Here is a 20,647-nt window from a genome sequence, read left to right as displayed (position 1 = left end):
CCGAGCCCCGTGGCTCACGAGTCCAGCCGCGTTTGACCAAAGCAAGGCGAGGGGATGGAGATGATGCGACGGTCCTCTGCCGTTTGTGGTGATGGAACCCGGTTAATCGAACACGCGCACGTGTTCCTTTCCCGCCTTGTTTTCAGCACGGTTTTGGCGATATGTGGCGGTGCTGGGGGTGCTGCTATCCGCTATCGGGGGGCCGGCGGTGCCAAGATCTCTACTCGTTTTGTTCGTCGCAGCCTTGTTGCCGCTGGGCGGCTGCATGCAGACGACACTCTCGCCATCGACGGATGCGAGCATGACGCCGCGCGACCGTCAGTTGCTCGCGCATACGCCGTACGCTCAGGCGAAGGTGCCTGAGCAATATCTCCGCCATATCGTGGACTACCACCGCAAGGAACAGCCGGGCACGATCCTGGTCGATACCGATGCGCGCTATCTCTATTACGTCCTCCCCGAGGGCAAGGCGATCCGTTACGGCGTTGCGGTCGGCGAGGAAGCCATGGCGTTCTCCGGCGTCGCGCGGGTCGGTCGCCTGGCGGAATGGCCGGACTGGGTTCCGACGGCGGACATCCAGGCGCGGCTCGGCCCTTATCCGGCGCGCGTTCCAGGCGGTCCCGCCAATCCGCTCGGCGCGCGGGGCATCTATCTGTACGTCGGCAACAAGGACACGCTCTACCGCATCCACGGCACCAATCAGCCCGAATATATCGGCCAGGCGATCTCGTCCGGCTGCATCCGGATGCGCAATGAGGACGTCATCGATCTCTACGACCGGGTAAAGCTCAATTCGACGGTCGTGGTGCTGCCGCCCGGGCAGAACGCGCAGGCCGAGACCGGCATGCGCTGGCGAAGCTGAGGGGCTGTGCGATCGGTCGGTTCCGTCGCAGAGGGGCGTTGGTGAGCCAGCGACGCTGACGGAATGCGTTTTCCTACTCGGGCCGCGCGATCCGCCATTGCAGCGTCGTGGCATTGCCGTTGGCGTCGCCCGGCGCCTTGTCAGCGGGCGACGTGTAGAGCGGACGATAGCGGTAGGCCCACATCTTGCTGCCGTCATCGCGGCTGATCACGGTGAAGTCGCCGACGGCCCTGGCGTCGGCCGTCGCGGCCAGCGGAACCCAGCTCTCGGTGCACTTACCGTTGCAATTCGAGGACTTTCCGGTGGTGTCGCGCTCGTAAATGTAAAGCGTCATGCCGTTGAGATCGACGAGCTTGGGGCCCTGTTTGGTCAGGATCACCTTCGCTGGAGCCGTCGGCGCCTCGACCTTCGGCGAAGGAGGGTCGCCGCCCCCGTGGCCGCCTGCGACCGCATGACTGGTCGAGAGCGTCATGGCTGCCGCCACAACGAGGAACCTGAACATTCCGAACTCCGTCCCACAAAGTTAATCGCACGTTAAGTGCCCAATGCGGCCGAGCTTAGCAGGCGAAGGTTAGTTCCTGGTTTCGTGCGCTGCGACAAATTCGGACGTGGTTCGGAGTTAGATTTGCGCATCGCGTTGCGGGGCGCGGCTGAGCTCGTTGCCGGCGGCGATGGCCTTGCGCAGCAGCCGCATCAGTTCCTCGCCCTCCTTCGCGCTGAGGCCACCCAGCATGATGCGCTGCGCAGATTCGACGGCTGGCGTGATCTTGCGCAACGTGCGCCGGCCTTCATCGGTGATTTGGAGCTCCCGCGCGCGGCGGTCGCGGCTGGAGGGGCGGCGCTCCGCGAGGCCTTTCTGTACGAGGCGATCGATCACGCCGGTGATGGTGGTGCGATCATAGGCGATCAATCCGGCGAGCGTCACCTGGTCGAGTCCCGGATTGGCCTTGATGGTCGCGAGCGCGGCGTACTGCACCGGCGTGAGATCGAAGCCGGCGTCTTCGACCTCGGCCAGGAACACCGCGACCGCGATCTGCTGGAAGCGGCGCGCCAGATGCCCGGGCATGTCGTTGTTGTCTTTCACCGACGTCTCCGCGGAGGTTTCGAGGTCGTTGACAAGTATACTGATCGTCAGCATACTGAGCAATATCCAAACAGAAATTTGACGGGAGAGGTGCTCATGCAATTCCATCTGAATGGATTTCAGCCGGGCGACCCCGAGATTGCCGATCCCGCCGAGCGCGTTCAGGCACCGGGCGCAACGGGCGCCGTGCCTGACGAGGTCGATGTTCTCATCGTCGGCTGCGGACCTGCCGGCCTGACGCTGGCCGCCCAGCTTGCGCAGTTTCCTGACATCAAGACTTGCATCGTCGAGCAGAAGCCGGGCCGGCTGCTGGTCGGCCAGGCCGACGGCATCGCCTGCCGCACCATGGAGATGTTCCACGCCTATGGCTTCAGCGAGCGGGTGCTGAAGGAGGCCTATTGGGTCAACGAAACGACGTTCTGGAAGCCGGATGAGCGGATGCCGGAGAAGATCGCCCGCAGCGGCCGGGTTCAGGACGTCGAGGACGGGCTGTCGGAATTCCCGCACGTCATCCTCAACCAGGCGCGCATCCATGACTGTTTCCTCGACGTCATGCGCAGATCGCCGGCAAAGCTCGAGCCGTATTATAGCCGACGCGTGCTTGATCTCCATGTCGATCCTGCCGGCGATGCTGCCGATCACGCCGTGACCGTGCGCCTCGAACGCGTCGATGCCGCGCACGAGGGCAAGGTCGAGACGATCAGGGCGCGCTACGTCGTCGGCTGCGACGGCGCACGCAGCACGGTGCGCAAATCGATCGGGCGCGAGCTGCATGGCGATTCCGCCAACCACGCCTGGGGCGTGATGGACGTGCTGGCGGTGACGGATTTCCCGGACATCCGCTTCAAGTCGCTGATCCAGTCGGCCGGGGACGGCAGCCTGCTGATCATTCCGCGTGAAGGCGGCTACATGGTCCGCATCTATGTCGAGCTCGCAAAACTCGATGTCGGCGAGCGCGTTGCGAGCCGCAACATCACCGCCGCCGACGTGATCGCCAAGGCGCAGCGGATCCTGAAGCCGCATACGCTCGAGGTGAAGGAAATCGCCTGGTGGTCGGTCTACGAGATCGGCCAGCGCCTCACCGACAGGTTCGACGACGTGCCGGACGCCGACACCGATGCGCGCCTGCCGCGCATCTTCATCGCCGGCGATGCCTGCCATACGCACAGCCCGAAGGCGGGGCAGGGCATGAACGTCTCGATGCAGGATGCCTTCAATCTCGGCTGGAAGCTCGCCGGTGTCCTCCGGAGCCGGTGCGCCCCAGGCCTGCTGCATTCCTATTCGGTGGAGCGCCAGGCGGTCGCGAAAGAGCTGATCGATTTCGACCGCGAATGGGCAGGGATTCTCGCCTCGGCCGCCAAGGCCGGCGGCGCCGATGCTGCCAAAACGCAGGACTATTTCGTCAGGCATGGGCGCTATACCGCGGGCACGGCAACGCACTACAGGCCATCGGTGCTCACCGGCGAGGCTTCGCATCAGCACCTCGCGCAGGGCCTCGTCATCGGCAAGCGCTTCCATTCGGCGCCGGTGATCCGGCTGGCGGACGCCAAGCCGGTCCATCTCGGCCACGCCGCGCAGGCCGACGGCCGTTTCCGCATCTACGCGTTTTCGCCTGCGGAGGATCCTGCGGCTGCCGGCTCGGCCATTCGCGCGCTGTGCGGCTTCCTCACCGACGCTCGGGAATCACCATTGCGGCGATACACGCCTGCTGGCGCCGACGTCGACAGCGTGATCGACCTGCGTGCCGTCTTCCAGCAGGATCATCGTCAGCTTGCCGTCGCGGCGATGCCGTCGCTGCTGCTCCCGCGCAAGGGCCGCTATGGTCTGATCGACTACGAAAAGATGTTCTGCCCGGACCTCAAGGGCGGCCACGACGTTTTCGCAATGCGAGGGATCGATCGAAAGCGCGGCTGCATGGTCGTGGTGCGGCCCGACCAGTATGTCGCGAATGTGCTGCCGCTCGACGACTATGCCGGGCTTGCATCGTACTTCGACCGCTTCATGCTGAAGGTGATCTGACGCCCGGAGTCGAGTTCCCTGCACGTACAATTTAAGAAAGTTCTTCGCGGCCAGATTTCATCGATCGTAACATGTGTATCCAAAGATGCAGTCATCCACTCGGGGCAGCGGGGCACGGGAGGATGAAATGAGCCAGAGCCAGGCGGAGACGCGCCGTCAGCAGAATGTCGCTAAGCGGTCGATGACCAAGGAGGCCCAGCAGCTTGCCGGGTTGATTGCCGGACTGCGCAAGTCCCTCGAAGCGATCCACAAGGAACGGACGAGCACAAAGCTCAGCGGCGCCGAGATGGGTTTGCTCGACGAGCGCCGCAACAATCTGTTGCTCACCATTGCAGCCCTCGATGACCGCCTCTCGGCGGTGCAGGGCCTGATCAATCTCGGCCGCCCCCACGTTATCCGCGTGCATTAGCGCCGATCCGGCGCAGCAGGATCGGCTCCGTTGCCGATGGTACGGGGCGTGCCCATACCGCCTGCGGATGGCACCAAATTGCCACGCTCCCGGCGAATTGCCGCCAAAACCCGCTGTCACGAGAAGGCTGGGTGCAGGGCGACGCCAGGGGATGCGAATTGGCCTACAAAATGGTCGCAGAACGCGACAACGAGAAGTACAGCTTCGCCCGCGAGAGCCGGTTGGTCATCGTGGCGAAGGCAAAGGTGTGGGCGAGCGAGGGATGGCGGGTCGTCATCACCGACCAGGACGGCAAGGCCTACGTGCCGCCCGAGTTCGATCAGCAGTCGGCGGCGTGATCGCGAGACGGGGCGAGGGGACGACAGTTTGACGTCGTTGTTTCGACCTCGGCGCGGCTTGACTGTGCCCCTGATGACTGTCGTAGCCGCCACCGTGCTGACGTTGACGGATGCGGCCGCGCAAAATCTCGACGCCGGCAAATCGCCCGCGAAGCTCTTTGCTGACGGCTGCGCGACCTGCCATCGCAGTCCGCGCGGTCTCGCCAAAGGCCGCTTCAGCCTGACGCTGTCCTGGTTCCTGAAGGACCATTACGCAACCAGCGCCGACTCGGCCAGGGCACTCGCCGCCTATCTCGTTTCGGTCGATGAATCGCCGCCCCGGGGCGCGGCCAAGCCTGGCGCAAAGCCGCCTCGATCCGCGCCGCGTCAGCCCAAGCCGGTTCAGAGCCAGTAGGCGCGCCGGCATCGGGGCATCAACGCACCGTGGTCTCCGAAAACAGGTTGATAACCACGACCCCGGACACGATCAGCGCGATGCCGACGAAGGCCGCGGCGTCCAGGATCTGGCGGAACAGCACGAAGGAGACGGTGGCGGTCAGGATGATGCCGACCCCGCCCCAGATCGCATAGGCGATGCTCAACGGGATGACCCGGATCGCCACCGACAGCGCGTAGAACGAGGCGACGTAGAACAGCACCATCGCCAGCGTCGGCCAGGGACGGGTGAACTGCGCGGACTGCTGCAGGAACGCCGACGCTGTGACCTCGAACACGATGGCGAGGGCAAGAGCCGTATAGGCGTTGAAGAGGGAGCTCATGCGGAGACCAGGCCGACGATGGCTGACATATGACGGCGCATACCATGCGGGGGTGACGTGCCTGCGACAGCTTGGAGCGCGGTGCAAAGGCTCCGCGGTCGGCCCGGATGACCAAGCCGCCGCGCGATGAATCGCGCAGCGGCTCCGTGACACGGCGACGGTCGAACGTGGCTTCAATCGATCCGCACCGAACTCGACGATCGCCTTCGCGCGAGATAGATCGCAGCCTATGCCGACGCCATGGCCGACATGTTCTGCGCCTATCTTGCGAGGTTGTTGCGGCGCTGAGGAATTGCCGGCAGCAGCGTTCGAAGGTTGATTGTTGTTCAGATTTCGGGGGATTATGGGTTAGCCTCGCCGCGTTCGTCATCCATTCATCGAGTCCCCACACCATGCACGTTCTCCGCGCCCAGTTCCGCATTGAGACGCAGCGCGCGCTGGAATTTGCCGCATCTCGCGGCTTCGGCGTGATCGTGGCGGCGGACGAGCGCGGGCCGCGAGCCTCGCACGTGCCATTCGTGCTGACCGAGCGCGGCGGGCAGACTGTCGTGCAGATCCACTTCACCGCCAAAAATCCGCTTGTGGCGCTGGCCGATGGCAGCAGACGATTTCTGCTGATCGTTACCGGCGACGATGCCTATGTCTCCAACGACTGGTATGCCTCACGCGACAACGTCTCGACCTGGCTTTACGAAGCGGTGCACCTGTCGGGCGTGGCCCATCTGCGCGGGCTCGACCAGAACCGCGGACACGGCGATGCGCTGCTCGCAGTCTCCGAGGCGCGCCTACCGAAAGAACCCTGGGACCTCGCGCAGATGGAGCCGGGCAAGCGCGAGAGCATGCTGGCTGCGATCCGCGTCGTCGATCTCGTGGTGGATGAGGTCGAAGGGCAGGCCAAGCTCAACCAGCACAAGAGCGATGCTGACCATGTCGCGGTCGCCGACCGATTGGCGCGGTCGCAGGAGTCGGGTCACCGGCGGCTGGCGCGCAAGATGCAGGCGCTGCGGCAGGGGCTTGGATACGAGATGCCGTAACGCTTGCCTCGCGCAACGTTTGACCTTACGGACCTTCCTCATGCTCGTCATCTCCATTCAGAGCCAGGTGGTCCACGGCCATGTCGGCAACAGCGCGGCCGCCTACGCCATGCAGGCGGAGGGCGTGAACGTTGCGGCGGTGCCGACGACGCTGCTGTCAAACCATCCGCTCTATCCGAGCCTGCGCGGGCGGGTCCTGGAGAGCGATCTCGTCGCCGATCTCCTGAAGGGCGTCGAGGATCGCGGCCTGGTGGACGAAGCCGCGGTGCTCGTCACCGGCTATCTGGGCTCGCCGGGCAATGCTGCCGTGATCGCCGATTTCGTCGAGCGGGCGCTCACGCGGAATGCGAAGCTCGTCTATCTCTGCGATCCCGTGATCGGCGACGACGGCCGCGTCTATGTCGCGGACGGCATCTTGGATGTGGTTCGGCACCGGTTGCTGCCGGCGGCGAACCTCACGACGCCGAACCAGTTCGAGATCGAGCTGCTCTCCGGTCTCACCATTGCCGATGCCCAGGGCCTCCGCGCGGCCTGCTCCGCGCTGGCAGGAGTGGGCCGCATCGACGTGGTCGCCACCGGCTGCACGCTCACTGACACGGCGGCGGGGCAGGTGGAGACGATCCTGTGCGCCGACGGGCGATTGTCGCGCTTTGCGACGCCGCGCCTGCCGATCCGCCCCTATGGCACCGGCGACCTCCTCACCGGACTGATCGCGGCGCAGCTGGCCAAGGGCGAAGCGCTGGAGTCGGCCGTGCGGCTTGCGGTCGACACGATCTTCGCGGTGCTGGTGCGCACGCAGGACGCCGGCTCCGCCGAGATGCGGCTCGTGCCGCTGCCGACGCGCGGGCCCGATGCCTGATTGACGGTTCAGGTCGCGGGCTTGACAGCCGATTGCGCCGACTTCTGCTGCTTGGCCGGGCTCTTCTGATCGCGTGCCGCGTGCGCCTTGGGCGGCTTGGCGCTGGCGGCCCGCGTCTTCCTCGACTTGACGTTCGCGGCTTCCTTGCTGTCGGTCGCAACGCCGCGGCGCGAGATGTATTCCTTCCCGTCGATCGGTCCGACATGCGGCGGATCGCGGCCGAGATAGGGGCGGCCGATGCCGAACGCCTTGCCGTTGGCGTCGACCCACTTCCACAGGATCTCGGTCGAGACCCAGCGCTGCGCGCGGTTGTTGCCCTGGGTGCTGACGATGTCGGCCGCCATGCCGTGGCCATAGCCGCCGCGCGTGCTGCCTCCGTGATAGGAGCGGTCGGAGGCAGCCTTGAGGCCGCTCGCGATCGACTGGCGATAGTCGTCGCGGAATGCGCTGGTGATGCCGGGCGACAGGCCGGCGGCTTCGGCCGCGAGCAGCGTGCGGAACAGCTTCTTCTTGAAACTCTTGTCCATGCCGCCGATGACGTAGTCCATCATCGACATGCCGGCACGCTCGGCCGCCTTCGGATCCTTCCAGGCGAAGTCCTGATCGACCAGCTTCGTGAAGCTACGCATCACCGTGACCGTCTTGCCCTTGCGCTTAACGGTGACGGCGCGCCGCTCCTGAACCTTGATCGTGTCCTCCTTGGCGGTGCGCTGATAGAGCGCCCAGAGGTAGCGGTCGATGCAGGCCTCGATGACGAAGCATTCGTCGAGCACGGCGACGGTGTCGGCCGGCGGAGATGGCTTGGCCGCAGGTGTGGCGGGGCCGCTTGCGATCGCCGCAGGTGACAGTACGTCCGTCGTGACGATCTCGGTGGGATCGGCGGAGGCGAGCTTGACCGGCTCTGGCGCGGGATCAGCCTCGCTGACGATGGCTTCCGGTTCAGGCGCAATCTGCGGTGCGGGCGCCGCCTCCGTCGGCAGGATGAGTGTCGGGTCGGCCGAAGCGAGCTGGACGGTTGAGGCATGCTCCTCCGGCGTGTCCTGCGACGTCGCCATCGGGGCAGGCGCCGCAGCGACGGCGGCGGCGATGTCGGCGGTCAAGGCGATGCCGTCCTCGATCGTTGCAGCGCGCGGCACGTCGGCGAGTTCGAGGCGACTGACATCCTTGGCGCGCGAGACGGCAGCCACATTGGCGCTGCTGTTCTCGATGAGGGCAGGCGCATAGGCGGAGAGAGACAACACCAGCCAGCCGGCGAGAACGGCCGAGGGACACGACACCGCCACCAGAAGAGACCGCCGATCGTTCATGATCCCTGCCTCCAAACGGTTCTGTCCGAACCATCTTGTCCGAACAGTCATGATGCAAACGGTTGACGAAACAGTCTTGCACGGAAAGGCAACGCAGTTCGTCGATTGTTCGGGGGACGGTGTGGCGGCGCAATGGCGCAAATAGGCGAGAACGGGCTTTTCAAGGCGGGTGTTGCCGAGCTGCAACGCGGGTTCCACGCCGCCAGTGTGAAACGACGGCAAATGCAGCATTGTCGTCAACTTGCAGCGATTGCATTTACGCAATCTTGGATTGTGGTCGTGCATTTCTCTCGTGTCGGCAATCTTTGGTAGAAGCTGAAAGGACGTCGCCTGTGAAATTGAATGCATGTTGGCCGCATTCGTCGCCGATGAATCCGGCGCCACCGCGATCGAATACGGCCTGATCGCAGCTGGAATCGCGCTCGCCATCATCGAGGTCATCTACGCTCTCGGCACCGATCTCGTCGCAAAGCTGCAATCGCTGGCAACAGCATTGAAATAAGGTCCCTGCATCCTCTCTCTCGTGTCCCGGACGCGATCATCACCTGGACCATTTGGTGAGGCCGAAGACGATCGCCGCGCCAGTCGGCCCGGCGGGGATGGAACCGTGGCCTAATCTCTTCGATGGCTGGGGCAATGTGCTCGGTGGCAGAGTACCGCTCATGGAAGCGCCACGTCGCGGTTAGCGTGATTCGTCCAAGACCTTGTACGCATTGAGCATATCGCTATGCATCGTGCGCGCTGTTGCGATGCAGCAAGACATGTCGCAATGCAACAAAACGCGCCTAAATAGGCTCCGACCCTCACTCTCGGAGCATCACCATGAACAAGAAGACTTTGTCGATCGCCGCCGCCGTCCTGACCATCGTGGGCGGCACCGCCGCTGGCGCCGCCGAGCTGCCGACCTATGAGGCCAACGGCCTGCCGGTTTCTCCGCTGCAGGTGCGCGTGCTCGGAGCCGCGCATGTCGAGCAGCAGGTCGCCGCGCCCGCCACGGTCGCCTCGGTCCACCAGGCGAAGGTGCTCAGCCCCCGCAAGGTGACGACCGCGGACGTCACCACGGGCACGGCCCGCTAGGACTGAGGTCGCCTGAGACAGATAGGCCTCGCGCAGCGCGAGATTTCACCGCCTCGTGCGGCCACGAAGAAGCCGCATGCGCGTTGCGCGTGCGGCAATCACGGTCCTGCGCGGCATCGTCGCGATGTCTGCGTGCCAGCCCTGCAAGCGCGTGGGTTGAGCGGTTCAGCGTGCCGACATATCGCTTGATGCATGGATCAGCGGGCGAGCGGCGCTGACGCTCTCACTCAGAAGAACGATGCAGCGCCGGCACTGCTCGGCGTGGTCTGCGGCCTTGCCGCGGCGCTGTTCTGGGCGCTCGGCTTTGCCGCCACGCGGCACGGCCTCAAGGTCGGCTTCACGCCGGTCGATCTCCTGGTGCATCGCTATGTTTGGTCGGGCATCGTGTTCCTGCCGCTGGTCGCGCGTGCGGGCATCTCCGATCTCTGCGGCATCGGCTGGAGCAGGGGCCTCGTGCTGATGGTGCTCGGCGGCCCCGTGATGTCGCTGATCTCCTACACCGGCTTCCTGTTCGTGCCGCTCGGCCACGGCAGCGTGATCCAGCCCTCTTGCGCGACGCTGGGCGGCCTGCTGCTCGCGGCGGTGGTGCTGAAGGAGCGGATCTCCGCCTCGCGGCTTGCCGGCGCGATCGTCATCGTCGGCGGCCTCGGCGTGATCGGCGCGGAATCGATCGGCCATATCGGGACCGACGGCGTGCAGGGCGATCTGATCTTCGTGCTCACCGGATTCATGTTCGCCGGCTTCGGTGCGATGTTGCGCCGCTGGCGCGTCTCGGCCGTGTCGGCTGCACTTGTGATCAACGTGCTGTCGCTGCTGCTGTTGCCGGTCTACGTTGCGACCGTCGGCTTTGCCCATATGGCGGCGATCGGCGTGACCGAGAACGCGATCCAGGCGCTGGCGCAGGGCGTGCTTGCCGGCCCCGCCGCGCTCTATCTCTACGCCGTCTCGGTCCAGCGCCTCGGCGTTGCCCGCGCCGCGGTGTTTCCGGCCTGCGTGCCGGCGCTGACGCTGCTCACCGGCTGGCTGTTGCTCGGCGAGCCGCCGACGATGTTGCAGACGGCAGGGCTCGTGACGGTGCTGTGCGGGTTCTACCTGGCACAGCGGCAAAGCTAGCGGATCTCAAGCCTTCCGCACGAACTCCGACTTCAGATTCATCGCGCCGATGCCGTCGATCTTGCAGGCGATGTTGTGGCCGTCGCTGGCGTCCTGCAGGCGGATGTTGCGCACCTTGGTGCCGCCTTTGACGACCGAGGACGAGCCCTTGATCTTGAGATCCTTGATCACGATGACGCTGTCGCCGTCGGCGAGCACGTTGCCGTTGGCGTCGCGCACGCCGGCATCCTGCGCCGTGTCCGCGGCCGCTTCCGCCGTGCCGCTCCATTCATGGCCGCATTCCGGGCAGACCCAGAGATCGCGGTCCTGATAGGCGTGCTCGGAGCTGCAGGCCGGGCATTTCATCGTGTCGGTCATGTCTGTCTCGTCTCAACGGTTCGTTCGCGGCGCGACCGTAGAGGCGGGAACCGGGAAAGCAAGGAAAAGCTGCAAGCCGCACGGGCAGGGCCTCGCCTGCCGGTGCGATGTCACCGAAACAGCGCGACGAAGATCACGTAGAGCCAGCCCAGGATGCCGTGGATGATCGCCCACAGGATCGAATGGTTGTTGGTGTAGGAGATCGCGATGGCGAGCGCCGAGCCGAAGCCCACGCCGTATTTCGCGCCCTCGACGCGGACGCCGTAGTAGCGATTGCCGTTCATGGTGATGCCTCCTGAATCGTCGGATGAGCGCTGAGCCTATGCGGTCGCCGTGATCCTGGCGAGCGGCATGATCAATGAGCCAACGTCGCCCGCGCGGGATTGAGCTGCGTCAACGGCATTGCGCGCGAGGGTCGTATCCTCTTGCCGAAATGATCACCGGAGGCAGAGCGATGGACGACACGCTCAGAGCAAAAATCCAGGTCTTGCTGGACCAGCACCGAACGATGCGGATCGCAACCGTCCGCCCGGACGGCTGGCCGCAGGTGACGACCGTCGGCTACGCCAACGTAGACTTCACCATCTACTTCCTCTGCGGCATCGACAGCCAGAAGGCGCAGAACCTGTCCCGGGACGACCGCGTCTCGCTGGCGATCGACGACGACCCGGCGGAAGTGATGGAGATCACCGGCCTGTCCATGGCGGCGCGGGCGGTGGCCGTGACCGATCCGGCCGAAGCCGAGAAGGCGATCGCGCTGCTGATGGCGCGCTATCCCGAGCAGAAGGCCCTGGGCCTGACGGTGCCGAAGCCATCCGAGGTGCGGCTGATCCGCCTCACGCCGACGGTGATCTCGCTGCTCGATTACTCCAAGGGCTTCGGACACACCGATCTCGTGACGTGCTGATGACGCGCGCGGCAAGCTTGCGAAGACGAACGGTCATCCGCTCCCGCCTTGACGCAGATCAACCCGGCCTTTCCCTGCAAATCTAGGCTCCATCGATGACTCAATCGCGGTGAGGTCAGGCCATGTCGCACACTGTTCGAATCTCCATCGGCATCGTCATCCTGATCGTCTTGTCGCTGCTGTTTCTCTTCAGCGTCGTCCACACCGCCGCGGGGGCCTCCAGGTCCGGCTCGCGCGCGATCGCCGAAGGACATCGCCTGGCGCGGGCCTGGTGCCAGACGTGTCACGCCGTCGAGCCGCACATGATCGGAGTGTTCGACGAGGCCCCGGGCTTCCAGGCCATCGCGGACCGGAACGGCACCACCGCGCTGTCGCTCAAGGTGTTCTTGAGGACCAGCCACCAGAACATGCCGAACCTCGTGATCTCGCCGGAGCAGGCCGACGCGCTTTCGGCGTATATCCTGAGCCTGAGGGGCGATTGAGGGCCCGGCCGGACGACAATTGCGAAAACAACCCCATGCACAGTAGACATCGCCATGGAATCGTTCGGGATCTGGCTTGAATTCCGTAATACCGAATTTTAGTTGTGCCGTCGGGCAAAACAGGCGCATGATGTCACGGTGGAGTCCCTCGACGTCGAGGCGCTCGATGCGTAGCCTCCGCCCGTAACGCGCGACGAGCCCGCCATGACCTTCCTTCTCAACATCGACGTCCCCGACGTCGCCAAAGCCACGACCTTCTACACCGAGGCCTTCGGCCTGACGGTCGGCCGCCGCTTCGGCGCCGACTTCGTCGAGCTCAACGGCTGGCCGGCGCCGGTGTATCTGCTGACCAAGCAGGCCGGCACGATCGGCGCCGGCGGCGACCGCCGCCGTTACGAGCGGCATTGGACGCCCGTGCATATCGACGTCGTCGTTGACGATGTCGATGCCGCCGTGGCGCGTGCGCTCGCTGCCGGTGCGATCCTTGAGGCGCCGGCGCGCGATGCGCCCTATGGCCGGATCGCGATGCTGGCCGATCCGTTCGGGCACGGGTTCTGTCTGCTGGCGTTCAGCGCGAGAGGGTATGACGCGTTGTTGGGGAGTTCGTAGTTCGCGACCGGGCTGCGCTTGCTACGATCGCCAGCGGACAGCGAAGCCAGAATCGGGGCGGCATGCCAAAGCAGGCGAAAAGCAGATCGACGAGGAAGCTGAAGACCTACCAGACCTCGCTCGGATTCTACGATCAGGCGATCGCCGCGCCCTCGATGAAGGCGGCGCTGCAGGCCTGGGGCGCCAGCTCCAACCTGTTCCATCAGGGCGCCGCGAAGGAGACCGACGATCCCGACATCGTCGCGGCGACCATGGCGAAGCCGGGTGTCGTGCTCAGACGTCCGGTCGGCTCGGACGGCCCGTTCACCGAGAGTGCAGAGCTGCCGACCGATCTCGGCGAGGGCGAGGGCCAATCCGAACGCAAGCTCAAGAGCAAGCCCAAGGGCAAGCCCGAGAGCAAATCCAGGAAGCGCACAGCCAGGACCGCAAGGAAACCGTCCCGCAAGATCGACGATCAGGCCGCGCGCAAGGCCGCGGTGTCGTTCGAGAAGGAGGAACGGCGGCGCGAAGCCGAGCGCCGGAAAGAGGAGGCGGCCCGCGCCAGGGAGCGCGCGCGCCGGGACAAGGCGGTCGCGACAGCGCAGGCGGCGCTGGACAAAGCGAGGCGGGAGCACGAATCGCGCAGCGAGGAGATCGAGGCGGAGCGGGCTGCGCTGGATGCGCGCGCCGAGGCCGAGCAGGGCCGCTGGGACAAGCAGCGAACGAAGCTGGAGCAGGCGCTACGTCGCGCGCGGGAGTAGCTTGCGCGGGCCGGGAGGGATTCCTTTACCACGCCATCCAGTCCCGGCCGAACCGCCGGACGTTTAGGAGTTGCGCCAAAATTCTGCGGTATCCTCGCTGCGATTGCGGATGCGTCGGACACGCCGTGCGACGCCGCCGCAGGATTACGGGATCTGTCATGAGCGATCATCGCGCCGCAGTCAGGCATCACACCTTGCGTACCGGCATCGTGGAATTCGACAACGGCACCGGCAGCACCGTCAGCTTGCCCTGCACGATTCGCGACGTCTCCGGCACCGGCGCGCGACTGCAACTCAACTCCTCGCTATGGGTCGCCGAAGCGTTCACGCTGGTTTTCGCGAGCGGCCTGCGCAAGGCCTGCCGCGTTGCCTGGCGCAAGGAGCGGCTGATCGGGAGCGCGTTCGCGGACGGCTATGCCAGCGTGGACGAGCAGGTCGCCATGATGACCGCGGAGGAACAGTCCCGGCACCGCCTCGGCATCGGCGCGCGCGTCAAAGCCGCGCGCGAAAAGCGCGGCTACACGCAAGCCCAGCTCGCCGAGCGCCTCAGCGTCACGCCCGCCTTCGTGGCATCGGCCGAGAAGGGCGAGGCGGACATTCCGTTGTACCAGCTGATGCACATCGCGGATTTGCTGATGGTCGGTCTCGACGGGCTGGTTGCGGGGCCGGTGCCCGAGGGGGTGGATGCGGCGTAGGGCGTCACGGTCCGTCGCCCGGTCTCGGTCCGTTCGCATTGCGCGCGCTGAAATGCCGGAGCGCGCGCCTTGTCCTTCGAGACGGCGCTGACGCGCCTCCTCAGGATGAGGCTAAGCACGATATTCGCCCGCTGAAGCTGCTGCCGCGCACTTCGTCCTCATCCTGAGGAGCCCGCTCAAAAGCGGGCGTCTCGAAGGATGGCCGCAGAAAAAATCTCGCGCGAAATTTGCTTGCCTTGCCCGGCATCCTTTTGCACTCTCGCTGCGAAGGAGACCAACGCAATGAAGAAAATGACCATCGCCTATGCGCTGGGAACGGCCCTGGTGCTGAGCCTCGCCACATCGGCTGTCGACGCAAAGCCCCGGAAGCAAGTGGTTCGCGCACCGCAGGAGCGGCTGATCGTCACGGCGCCCGTGCTGCGGCCGACGCCATGGGACTACAACATCATTCCGCGCTATCGCTATCGTCCCGAGGACGACAAGGTCGATCCCTACGGTCCGCCGCTGGTGCCGTCCTACGTTCGCTACGAGGGATGGCGCTGGCCGTATTGGTGGTGAAGGCCGACATTTCGTGGGGTGGGCAAAGCGGAAGCGTGCCCACCAACGCGTTTCCGGCACGAGATGGTGGGCACGGCGCTTTGCGCCTTTGCCCACCCTGCAGCCTGGCCGTATTGGTGGTAGAGCCGGGCTACGCCTAACCGCCCTCAATCGCCGCAAGCCGCAGAAACTGCCGCTTCATCGCGTTGACCCTGGCGAGATAACCCGCGACGAGGTGATCGCCGCAGCGCTCGCCGGCGAGCATCTGAAACTTGCGGCGCGCATAGGCCGTGGCGGGACCTGCGCCGCAGAGATGGATGAAGGCGGCCAGATCCTGCTTCTGCGTCGCGCTTGCCTTGATATCGCCCGCGAGGGAGAGAACCAGCGCCATTTGGCGGTCGAGATACACCGAGGCCAGCTCGATGGCGTGGCTCGGGACCGCGCGGATGTAGAAGCTGGTGAAGCCGCAGCCGGTCTGCGTCACCGCGTTGCCGCGAACGCAGAACCGCGCGGCCTCCGCGAAGGCCGGGTCGGTCATCTGGAACAGGCCGACGGCGCTGGAGGCGGGCCGGTAGATCGCCAGCGGATTGAAGCTCCATCGCCAGCGCCAATAGGTGCGCGCCACCGGATTGCCTGAACTCTCGACCTGCGCCAGCGCGGCCAGCAATTCCGGCGTGATCGTCGCGGTGGAGGCTTTCCGGAACAGCGGACCGTAGCTTGTCCAGGTCTCCGCCGGCTCCTTGTCGAGGGCGTTGCCGATGAGAACGAACAGCTCGGTCGGCTTGCGGATCAACTGATAGGCGATGTTCACAAGCGCGACGGCCGCAAGCAGCACCGCCACGCTGCCTCCGATCCTGATCATCCGCGGTGCGCGCGCGAACCTCCTTCGAACCCACCGAGCGCTCCGCCGGACGCTGCGAAGGCGGGAGGGGAGGCTCTTGCGTTTCGTTGCCATGGCGTTGTGAGCGTGCAATTGCGGAGATAATGGACTTTTTGCGCTCTGCGAAAAGAGCTTACAGGATGGGAATCGCTTCGTTCCAGCGTCGGGCCGAGGGCAGGGCCATCGCATATGATGTGTTGGAACGGTCTGCACAAGCGCCTCGTCCTTCGAGACGACCGCTTCCAGCGGTCTCCTCAGGATGAGGCTAAACGGCACCGCGCCCGCTGATACTGCTGCCGCATGCTCCGCCCTCATCCTGAGGAGCCCGCCAAGGCGGGCGTCTCGAAGGATGGCTGCAGGCGAGTGCGCTTCCCTTATACGACTGCGCTGGGGCCAGGGGATTCTTGCGGGTCGGGTCGGCGAAGGTGTAGCCCACGTCTCGCCCCGCTGCAGGCGGAGCGAGACGGTGACTTGGAGCAACTCGCTCAGATCAGGAAGTCGGTCGCGTGCAAGCTCGCCGCATGGACGCCGTCGAGCGTGATGGTGTCGTTCGCCGACAGATGGATCACGGCATCGCCAGCGGTGTTGTCGCTGATCAGTTTCGACAACGCCGCCCAGTCCGCAAACCCGTAATCCTGCACGTTGATCAGGTCGTGCTCGGTCGCGGTGCTGCCGACCGCCTTGTTGCCCTGATCGAAATCGGTGATGAGATCGTTGCCGGAGCCGGTATCGAAGACGAAGGTGTCGCTGTTGCCGCCGCCGGAAAGCTGGTCATCGCCGGCGCCGCCGTTGAGGATATCCCTTCCGCCGGTAATCGAGCCGGGCGTGGCAGGGGCATAGCTCGCGGCATCGCCATAGAGGTGATCGTAAGTTGCCCCGCCGGTGAGGATATCGTTGCCGCCCTGGGCATTGCCGGACATGGTCCGCGCATCGCCGTAGAGCTCCGGGTGCGCAAACTGGATGGTGTCGACACCATCGAATTCGAGCGTGAGAATGTCATCTCCCCCTCGGGCATTGTCGGTCAGCGAGGTCACCGAATCTCCGTAGCCAAATCCGCCGGTTATGGCGACCTCGGTGCCGAAGGTGAAGGTGATGTTGTCATTGCCGCCATGCGCATCGCCGCCGATGGAGCCGATGGCATCTCCGCTGGCTGTCGCAAAGCCCTGCAGGGTGTCCACATCGATTGCGAGCGTGTCATTGCCGCCCTGCGCCGTGCCGGTCATGGAACCGCCGGCATCGCCGGCATACACGTGGTCGTAGCTTCGCCAGCCCACCGCGCTCGTGATGGTGTCGCTGCCGCCGTGCGAATTGCCGGACATGTCGCCGGCGACATCCCCGAAAACATGCACGTCGGTATAAAGCGAGTCGGCCCCGACACTGATCGTGTCGTTGCCGCCCCTGGCGTCGTCGGTCATCGCCCGGGCGTCGCCGACCACGAGGAAGGCATTCCAGCCGTAGCTGCCAGTCACGGTCAGGGTGTCGTTGCCGCCGCGGGAGTGGCCATGCAGCGTCGTGTCGTCCTCGCCGAAGATCGTGACGTCCACTTCAGGCTGGGTAACGGTGACCGTCACGGTGTCGTTGCCGCCCCAGGCATCCGTGGTGGTCGGAAAATTCGGATCGCCGTGGATGGTTTCGATTTGACCAAACTGGTCGAGCAGGACGTCGATGGTGTCGTTCGGCAGATATCGCATGGCGTAGCTCCCATTTCGTTGCAATCTGCGATGTCGCCCCATGCGCCACGGAGCGACATCGCGGCTTTTCGATTCAGTTCCTCAGATGATGAAGTCGGTCGGATGCAGGTTCGCCGCCTGGACGCCGTCCAGCGTGATTGCATCATTGGCCGACAGATGGATCACGGCATCGCCGGCGGTGTTGTCGCTGATCAGGCTCGACAATGCCGTCCAGTCGGCAAAGCCGTAGTCCTGCACGTCGATCAGATCGTGCTCCACCGCGGTGCTGCCGACGGCCTTGTTGCCCTGATCGAAGTCGTTGATCGTGTCGTTGCCGGAACCGGTGTTGAAGACGAAGAGGTCGCTGTTTCCCCCGCCCCACAACTGGTCGTCGCCGGCTCCGCCGTTCAGCGTGTCGATGCCGCCGGTGATCGAGCCGGGCGATGCGGGTTCATAGGTCCGCGCATCGCCATACATGAAGTCCCGGCCGGCGCCGCCGTCGAGGATATCGTTGCCGCCCTGGGAATGACCCGCCATGATCGGCGCGTCGCCGAACAGCGACGAGGCGGCATCCGCGTACTGGCCGTCGATCTGGACGGTGAGGACATCGTCGCCGCCCTGGGCAAAATCCATCAGGGACGTCGACGAATCCCCCGACAGGGATGCGCCGGATATGGGGCTGTCGCCGTTCAGCGTGACCGTCAAACTGTCGTTGCCGCCTTGCGCAAGGCCGCGCAGGGCACCGATGGCGTCGCCGCTGACCGTCGCCGCGCCGTCGATGGTGAGCACGCTGACATCGAGCGTGTCGTTGCCGCCGTGCGAGGTGTCGATCATGGAACCGCCGGCATCGCCGGCGAACAGGTTGGTGCCACCGCGCCACCCGATCGAGCCGGTGATGTCGTCATTGCCGCCTTGGGCATTGCCCGACATGTCGCCCGCGACATCGCCGAAGGCCGAGACGGTGGTGTAGACCGTGCCATGGGCATCCGCGACGATAGTGTCGTTGCCGCCCCTGGCGTCATCGATCATCGATTGGGTGTCGCCGACCAAGAGGCCGGTGTTCCAGCCGCCGCCGATGTCGGCGATGAGCGTGTCATTGCCGCCCTGCGAGTGACCAAGCAGCATCGTGTGGTCATCACCGAAGATCGTCAGGCGCGTATTGAGTTCCGTGACGGTGGCCGTCACGGTATCGTTGCCGCCCCAGACGTCCCTGGCTGCGGGAAAGCCGGGGTCTCCGTAGACGGTCTCGATCTGACCAAACTGGTCGAGGCTGACGTCGATGGTGTCGTTCGGCAGATGCTGCATGGCGTAGCTCCCATTTCATTGTCGGAAGCGGGCCTGACGCCTGCAGAGTTTCTTGCAAGTCGCGTTGTTGACCACGCTTCAGGGAGAAATCTACCTTTGGTAGATGGCAGAGATTTGTAGGAATTCGGGAGAGAGTTTGGTGGCGTGCATGGAACCGCGGCGGCGTTCGTCGAGATCGCCACGGCAAGTTTGCGCGTCCCGTGAAGACGGCGAGGTTAACACATTGGTCATTTCTTTGCGGTCATTTTCACGACCTCAGTCAGCAAAGAGGCACCATGTCCGACATCACCATTCCCGGCGGCAAGATCCGTTCCTTCGTCGAGCGGATCGAGAACCTCGACAGCGAAATGCAGGAGTTGAGCGAACAGAAGAAGGAAGTCTTCTCGGAAGCCAAGGGCGAGGGTTTCGACGTGAAGATCCTCAAGGAGATCATCAAGCTGCGCAAGGAAGACAAGAACGAGCGCGACGAGCGCGAAAGCCTGCTCGACCTCTACATGCGCGCGATGGAGACGGCCTCGCCGGAGCAGGCGAAGGCGGCTTGAAGCGAGCGGGTTGATCGGTGAGGGAGAGATGGCCGCGATCGAAAGGATTGCGGCCATCATGCGGTGGCAACCACGAAGAGGTGGAGCGCAGCGGAACTCACCGTCATTCCGGGGCGCGCGAAGCGCGAGCCCGAAAATCCATTGTGCCACTCGTCGTGCCGCCCGATGGATTCCGGGCTCGCAACCAAGCGGGCGCGCCCCGGAATGACGCGCAAAGCGCGTAGGATGGGTAGAGCGAAGCGAAACCCATCAATAGCCATTGTGGAATGATGGGTTTCGCAAGAGCTCTACCCATCCTACGAGCTACGAACTGAAACCCCCGCCATCAATAGCGGCCGCCGCTGCCCTTTTGCTGCGTGATCCAGTCCGACAATGTTTTCGGCGCCGCTTTCGCAGTCCGGCCCGGTGATGCCTTCGGATTGTCGCGGGCGCCTTTCGCCGGACGGCTGCGCGATGATTGCGTTGCGGCGACGCTCTTCAAGGCAGCCGTCGATGCCTCTGCGGCTTCCCTCTCGAGGCGTAGTTGTTTCAATCGCGCCATCTTGATGCGCTCGGCCTCGACTTCGGGGCGCTCGGCTAGCTGCGGCTTGTGCTGAGCAACCTCCGCCGGGACCAGGACGCCGAGAATGGTCGTCTCGCCGAGCGCCTTGCAGGCCTCTAACCGATGCAGTCCCTCGACCAGAACGAGGCGGTCTCCGTCGAGCCGAACGGAAATGGGCGCCTGTTGTCCGATCTCCAGAATACTTTCCGCGATCTCCCCGACGGTCTCGGGCTTGAGGGTCTTCTTCAGTTTCGTGGGAACGAAAATCTTCTCGATCGGGAAGCTTTCCGGTTTGGGCATAACTCGACTCCGCTTCTACCGGGCCCGTCGGAACATATGCCGGTTGGGGGTGGGAGCTTAGGAGGGAAGGGCTCGACCGCAAGGGCAATTTTCGGCAGGGTATCGATGAGCATCGAAGCTGGAGAGCAACGCTGGTGAGTGAATTTAGTGGGCTGTGAGCATCGTTCTCTGTTCGGCGATTATTTCTCTCAATCGAATCGTCCAATGCAATAAGGGGCGGCC

At 64.7% G+C, this 20,647-nt stretch carries 27 protein-coding genes; 17 read left to right on the top strand and 10 right to left on the bottom strand.

Annotated features, from left to right (window positions below):
- Positions 1–265: 265 nt before the first annotated feature.
- The gene (locus XH96_RS21825) at positions 266–862 is read left to right on the top strand and encodes a L,D-transpeptidase (RefSeq protein ID WP_165935844.1); all 597 of its coding nucleotides are present in this window, start codon (positions 266–268) and stop codon (positions 860–862) included.
- Between the two features lie 73 nt (positions 863–935).
- Here the strand turns inward: XH96_RS21825 and XH96_RS21820 are convergent, their stop codons facing one another.
- On the bottom strand, positions 936–1,364 hold the full coding sequence (locus XH96_RS21820) for a hypothetical protein (RefSeq protein ID WP_194387607.1): 429 nt from the start codon (positions 1,362–1,364) through the stop codon (positions 936–938).
- Positions 1,365–1,481: 117 nt separating this feature from the next.
- Positions 1,482–1,946 (bottom strand): MarR family winged helix-turn-helix transcriptional regulator, encoded by a 465-nt coding sequence (locus XH96_RS21815; protein ID WP_061876627.1) that lies wholly within the window; start codon positions 1,944–1,946, stop codon positions 1,482–1,484.
- A gap of 96 nt (positions 1,947–2,042) precedes the next feature.
- Here XH96_RS21815 and XH96_RS21810 point away from each other — a divergent pair, with 96 nt between their 5' ends.
- The 4 genes from XH96_RS21810 to XH96_RS21795 all read left to right on the top strand — a co-directional run bounded on the left by XH96_RS21810 (position 2,043) and on the right by XH96_RS21795 (position 5,106).
- Entirely contained in the window at positions 2,043–3,965 is a 1,923-nt protein-coding gene (locus XH96_RS21810) for an FAD-binding monooxygenase (protein ID WP_194387606.1), read from the top strand.
- A 127-nt stretch (positions 3,966–4,092) separates the two neighbouring features.
- Positions 4,093–4,374 (top strand): hypothetical protein, encoded by a 282-nt coding sequence (locus XH96_RS21805; RefSeq protein ID WP_028179792.1) that lies wholly within the window; start codon positions 4,093–4,095, stop codon positions 4,372–4,374.
- 131 nt (positions 4,375–4,505) lie between these two features.
- Complete coding sequence (locus tag XH96_RS21800) at positions 4,506–4,712, top strand: hypothetical protein (RefSeq protein WP_194387605.1); 207 nt, start codon at positions 4,506–4,508, stop codon at positions 4,710–4,712.
- Positions 4,713–4,785: 73 nt separating this feature from the next.
- Complete coding sequence (locus tag XH96_RS21795) at positions 4,786–5,106, top strand: hypothetical protein (protein WP_194387604.1); 321 nt, start codon at positions 4,786–4,788, stop codon at positions 5,104–5,106.
- A gap of 19 nt (positions 5,107–5,125) precedes the next feature.
- Here the strand turns inward: XH96_RS21795 and XH96_RS21790 are convergent, their stop codons facing one another.
- Positions 5,126–5,470: a multidrug efflux SMR transporter gene (locus tag XH96_RS21790; protein ID WP_194387603.1), complete on the bottom strand. Its 345-nt coding sequence runs from the start codon at positions 5,468–5,470 to the stop codon at positions 5,126–5,128.
- Positions 5,471–5,862: 392 nt separating this feature from the next.
- Here XH96_RS21790 and XH96_RS21785 point away from each other — a divergent pair, with 392 nt between their 5' ends.
- Together XH96_RS21785 and pdxY are read left to right on the top strand one after the other, a co-directional pair.
- Positions 5,863–6,504, top strand: coding sequence for an FMN-binding negative transcriptional regulator (locus tag XH96_RS21785; protein WP_194387602.1), 642 nt, complete (start codon positions 5,863–5,865; stop codon positions 6,502–6,504).
- A gap of 40 nt (positions 6,505–6,544) precedes the next feature.
- Positions 6,545–7,363, top strand: coding sequence for a pyridoxal kinase (gene pdxY / locus XH96_RS21780; protein WP_194387601.1), 819 nt, complete (start codon positions 6,545–6,547; stop codon positions 7,361–7,363).
- 8 nt (positions 7,364–7,371) lie between these two features.
- On the opposite strand, the gene XH96_RS21775 is transcribed toward pdxY, so the two are convergent.
- Positions 7,372–8,670: a hypothetical protein gene (locus tag XH96_RS21775; RefSeq protein WP_194387600.1), complete on the bottom strand. Its 1,299-nt coding sequence runs from the start codon at positions 8,668–8,670 to the stop codon at positions 7,372–7,374.
- Between the two features lie 337 nt (positions 8,671–9,007).
- Between XH96_RS21775 and XH96_RS21770 the strand changes: the two genes are divergently transcribed.
- From XH96_RS21770 to XH96_RS21760, 3 genes are all read left to right on the top strand, one after another.
- Complete coding sequence (locus tag XH96_RS21770; protein WP_194394210.1) at positions 9,008–9,172, top strand: Flp family type IVb pilin; 165 nt, start codon at positions 9,008–9,010, stop codon at positions 9,170–9,172.
- Positions 9,173–9,492: 320 nt separating this feature from the next.
- Positions 9,493–9,747, top strand: a complete 255-nt coding sequence (locus XH96_RS21765; RefSeq protein ID WP_194387599.1) for a hypothetical protein — start codon at positions 9,493–9,495, stop codon at positions 9,745–9,747.
- Between the two features lie 192 nt (positions 9,748–9,939).
- Positions 9,940–10,860 carry a DMT family transporter gene (locus XH96_RS21760; protein WP_194387598.1) on the top strand — a complete coding sequence of 307 codons (921 nt, stop codon included), beginning with the start codon at positions 9,940–9,942 and terminating at the stop codon, positions 10,858–10,860.
- Between the two features lie 6 nt (positions 10,861–10,866).
- Here XH96_RS21760 and XH96_RS21755 read toward each other — a convergent pair whose 3' ends face one another.
- A complete protein-coding gene (locus XH96_RS21755; RefSeq protein ID WP_028179780.1) occupies positions 10,867–11,217 on the bottom strand; it encodes a zinc ribbon domain-containing protein YjdM in 351 nt (116 codons plus the stop codon).
- A 110-nt stretch (positions 11,218–11,327) separates the two neighbouring features.
- Positions 11,328–11,501 carry a hypothetical protein gene (locus XH96_RS21750; RefSeq protein WP_018644642.1) on the bottom strand — a complete coding sequence of 58 codons (174 nt, stop codon included), beginning with the start codon at positions 11,499–11,501 and terminating at the stop codon, positions 11,328–11,330.
- Positions 11,502–11,671: 170 nt separating this feature from the next.
- On the opposite strand from XH96_RS21750, the gene XH96_RS21745 reads away from it, so the two are divergent.
- The 6 genes from XH96_RS21745 to XH96_RS21720 all read left to right on the top strand — a co-directional run bounded on the left by XH96_RS21745 (position 11,672) and on the right by XH96_RS21720 (position 15,208).
- Entirely contained in the window at positions 11,672–12,124 is a 453-nt protein-coding gene (locus XH96_RS21745; RefSeq protein WP_194387597.1) for a pyridoxamine 5'-phosphate oxidase family protein, read from the top strand.
- Positions 12,125–12,246: 122 nt separating this feature from the next.
- A complete protein-coding gene (locus tag XH96_RS21740; protein WP_194387596.1) occupies positions 12,247–12,606 on the top strand; it encodes a c-type cytochrome in 360 nt (119 codons plus the stop codon).
- 204 nt (positions 12,607–12,810) lie between these two features.
- On the top strand, positions 12,811–13,215 hold the full coding sequence (locus tag XH96_RS21735; RefSeq protein ID WP_194387595.1) for a VOC family protein: 405 nt from the start codon (positions 12,811–12,813) through the stop codon (positions 13,213–13,215).
- A 62-nt stretch (positions 13,216–13,277) separates the two neighbouring features.
- Entirely contained in the window at positions 13,278–13,955 is a 678-nt protein-coding gene (locus XH96_RS21730; protein WP_194387594.1) for a cell envelope biogenesis protein TolA, read from the top strand.
- Between the two features lie 158 nt (positions 13,956–14,113).
- Positions 14,114–14,650 carry a helix-turn-helix domain-containing protein gene (locus tag XH96_RS21725; RefSeq protein ID WP_194387593.1) on the top strand — a complete coding sequence of 179 codons (537 nt, stop codon included), beginning with the start codon at positions 14,114–14,116 and terminating at the stop codon, positions 14,648–14,650.
- 282 nt (positions 14,651–14,932) lie between these two features.
- Positions 14,933–15,208, top strand: a complete 276-nt coding sequence (locus tag XH96_RS21720; protein ID WP_194387592.1) for a hypothetical protein — start codon at positions 14,933–14,935, stop codon at positions 15,206–15,208.
- A 136-nt stretch (positions 15,209–15,344) separates the two neighbouring features.
- Here the strand turns inward: XH96_RS21720 and XH96_RS21715 are convergent, their stop codons facing one another.
- From XH96_RS21715 to XH96_RS21705, 3 genes are all read right to left on the bottom strand, one after another.
- On the bottom strand, positions 15,345–16,142 hold the full coding sequence (locus XH96_RS21715) for a transglycosylase SLT domain-containing protein (protein ID WP_194387591.1): 798 nt from the start codon (positions 16,140–16,142) through the stop codon (positions 15,345–15,347).
- A gap of 410 nt (positions 16,143–16,552) precedes the next feature.
- Entirely contained in the window at positions 16,553–17,758 is a 1,206-nt protein-coding gene (locus tag XH96_RS21710) for a calcium-binding protein (protein WP_194387590.1), read from the bottom strand.
- 81 nt (positions 17,759–17,839) lie between these two features.
- The gene (locus tag XH96_RS21705; RefSeq protein WP_194387589.1) at positions 17,840–19,042 is read right to left on the bottom strand and encodes a calcium-binding protein; all 1,203 of its coding nucleotides are present in this window, start codon (positions 19,040–19,042) and stop codon (positions 17,840–17,842) included.
- Between the two features lie 275 nt (positions 19,043–19,317).
- Between XH96_RS21705 and XH96_RS21700 the strand changes: the two genes are divergently transcribed.
- The gene (locus tag XH96_RS21700) at positions 19,318–19,584 is read left to right on the top strand and encodes a DUF2312 domain-containing protein (protein ID WP_194387588.1); all 267 of its coding nucleotides are present in this window, start codon (positions 19,318–19,320) and stop codon (positions 19,582–19,584) included.
- 325 nt (positions 19,585–19,909) lie between these two features.
- Here the strand turns inward: XH96_RS21700 and XH96_RS21695 are convergent, their stop codons facing one another.
- Complete coding sequence (locus tag XH96_RS21695) at positions 19,910–20,425, bottom strand: ParB N-terminal domain-containing protein (protein WP_194387587.1); 516 nt, start codon at positions 20,423–20,425, stop codon at positions 19,910–19,912.
- Positions 20,426–20,647 lie beyond the last annotated feature (222 nt).

Source organism: Bradyrhizobium sp. CCBAU 51765 (assembly GCF_015291725.1).
GTDB lineage: Bacteria > Pseudomonadota > Alphaproteobacteria > Rhizobiales > Xanthobacteraceae > Bradyrhizobium > Bradyrhizobium liaoningense.
Note: the sequence above shows the minus strand (reverse complement) of the source record. Positions and strands in the feature narration are given on the sequence as shown.

Excerpts from the sequence above, each read along its gene's own strand:
- XH96_RS21825 (WP_165935844.1), top strand. The coding sequence starts at position 266 with ATGCAGACGACACTCTCGCCATCGACGGATGCGAGCATGACGCCGCGC.
- XH96_RS21820 (WP_194387607.1), bottom strand. The coding sequence starts at position 1,364 with ATGTTCAGGTTCCTCGTTGTGGCGGCAGCCATGACGCTCTCGACCAGT.
- XH96_RS21810 (WP_194387606.1), top strand. The coding sequence starts at position 2,043 with ATGCAATTCCATCTGAATGGATTTCAGCCGGGCGACCCCGAGATTGCC.
- XH96_RS21805 (WP_028179792.1), top strand. The coding sequence starts at position 4,093 with ATGAGCCAGAGCCAGGCGGAGACGCGCCGTCAGCAGAATGTCGCTAAG.
- XH96_RS21795 (WP_194387604.1), top strand. The coding sequence starts at position 4,786 with ATGACTGTCGTAGCCGCCACCGTGCTGACGTTGACGGATGCGGCCGCG.
- XH96_RS21790 (WP_194387603.1), bottom strand. The coding sequence starts at position 5,470 with ATGAGCTCCCTCTTCAACGCCTATACGGCTCTTGCCCTCGCCATCGTG.
- XH96_RS21785 (WP_194387602.1), top strand. The coding sequence starts at position 5,863 with ATGCACGTTCTCCGCGCCCAGTTCCGCATTGAGACGCAGCGCGCGCTG.
- pdxY (WP_194387601.1), top strand. The coding sequence starts at position 6,545 with ATGCTCGTCATCTCCATTCAGAGCCAGGTGGTCCACGGCCATGTCGGC.
- XH96_RS21775 (WP_194387600.1), bottom strand. The coding sequence starts at position 8,670 with ATGAACGATCGGCGGTCTCTTCTGGTGGCGGTGTCGTGTCCCTCGGCC.
- XH96_RS21765 (WP_194387599.1), top strand. The coding sequence starts at position 9,493 with ATGAACAAGAAGACTTTGTCGATCGCCGCCGCCGTCCTGACCATCGTG.
- XH96_RS21760 (WP_194387598.1), top strand. The coding sequence starts at position 9,940 with ATGGATCAGCGGGCGAGCGGCGCTGACGCTCTCACTCAGAAGAACGAT.
- XH96_RS21755 (WP_028179780.1), bottom strand. The coding sequence starts at position 11,217 with ATGACCGACACGATGAAATGCCCGGCCTGCAGCTCCGAGCACGCCTAT.
- XH96_RS21750 (WP_018644642.1), bottom strand. The coding sequence starts at position 11,501 with ATGAACGGCAATCGCTACTACGGCGTCCGCGTCGAGGGCGCGAAATAC.
- XH96_RS21745 (WP_194387597.1), top strand. The coding sequence starts at position 11,672 with ATGGACGACACGCTCAGAGCAAAAATCCAGGTCTTGCTGGACCAGCAC.
- XH96_RS21740 (WP_194387596.1), top strand. The coding sequence starts at position 12,247 with ATGTCGCACACTGTTCGAATCTCCATCGGCATCGTCATCCTGATCGTC.
- XH96_RS21735 (WP_194387595.1), top strand. The coding sequence starts at position 12,811 with ATGACCTTCCTTCTCAACATCGACGTCCCCGACGTCGCCAAAGCCACG.
- XH96_RS21730 (WP_194387594.1), top strand. The coding sequence starts at position 13,278 with ATGCCAAAGCAGGCGAAAAGCAGATCGACGAGGAAGCTGAAGACCTAC.
- XH96_RS21725 (WP_194387593.1), top strand. The coding sequence starts at position 14,114 with ATGAGCGATCATCGCGCCGCAGTCAGGCATCACACCTTGCGTACCGGC.
- XH96_RS21720 (WP_194387592.1), top strand. The coding sequence starts at position 14,933 with ATGAAGAAAATGACCATCGCCTATGCGCTGGGAACGGCCCTGGTGCTG.
- XH96_RS21715 (WP_194387591.1), bottom strand. The coding sequence starts at position 16,142 with ATGGCAACGAAACGCAAGAGCCTCCCCTCCCGCCTTCGCAGCGTCCGG.
- XH96_RS21710 (WP_194387590.1), bottom strand. The coding sequence starts at position 17,758 with ATGCGATATCTGCCGAACGACACCATCGACGTCCTGCTCGACCAGTTT.
- XH96_RS21705 (WP_194387589.1), bottom strand. The coding sequence starts at position 19,042 with ATGCAGCATCTGCCGAACGACACCATCGACGTCAGCCTCGACCAGTTT.
- XH96_RS21700 (WP_194387588.1), top strand. The coding sequence starts at position 19,318 with ATGTCCGACATCACCATTCCCGGCGGCAAGATCCGTTCCTTCGTCGAG.
- XH96_RS21695 (WP_194387587.1), bottom strand. The coding sequence starts at position 20,425 with ATGCCCAAACCGGAAAGCTTCCCGATCGAGAAGATTTTCGTTCCCACG.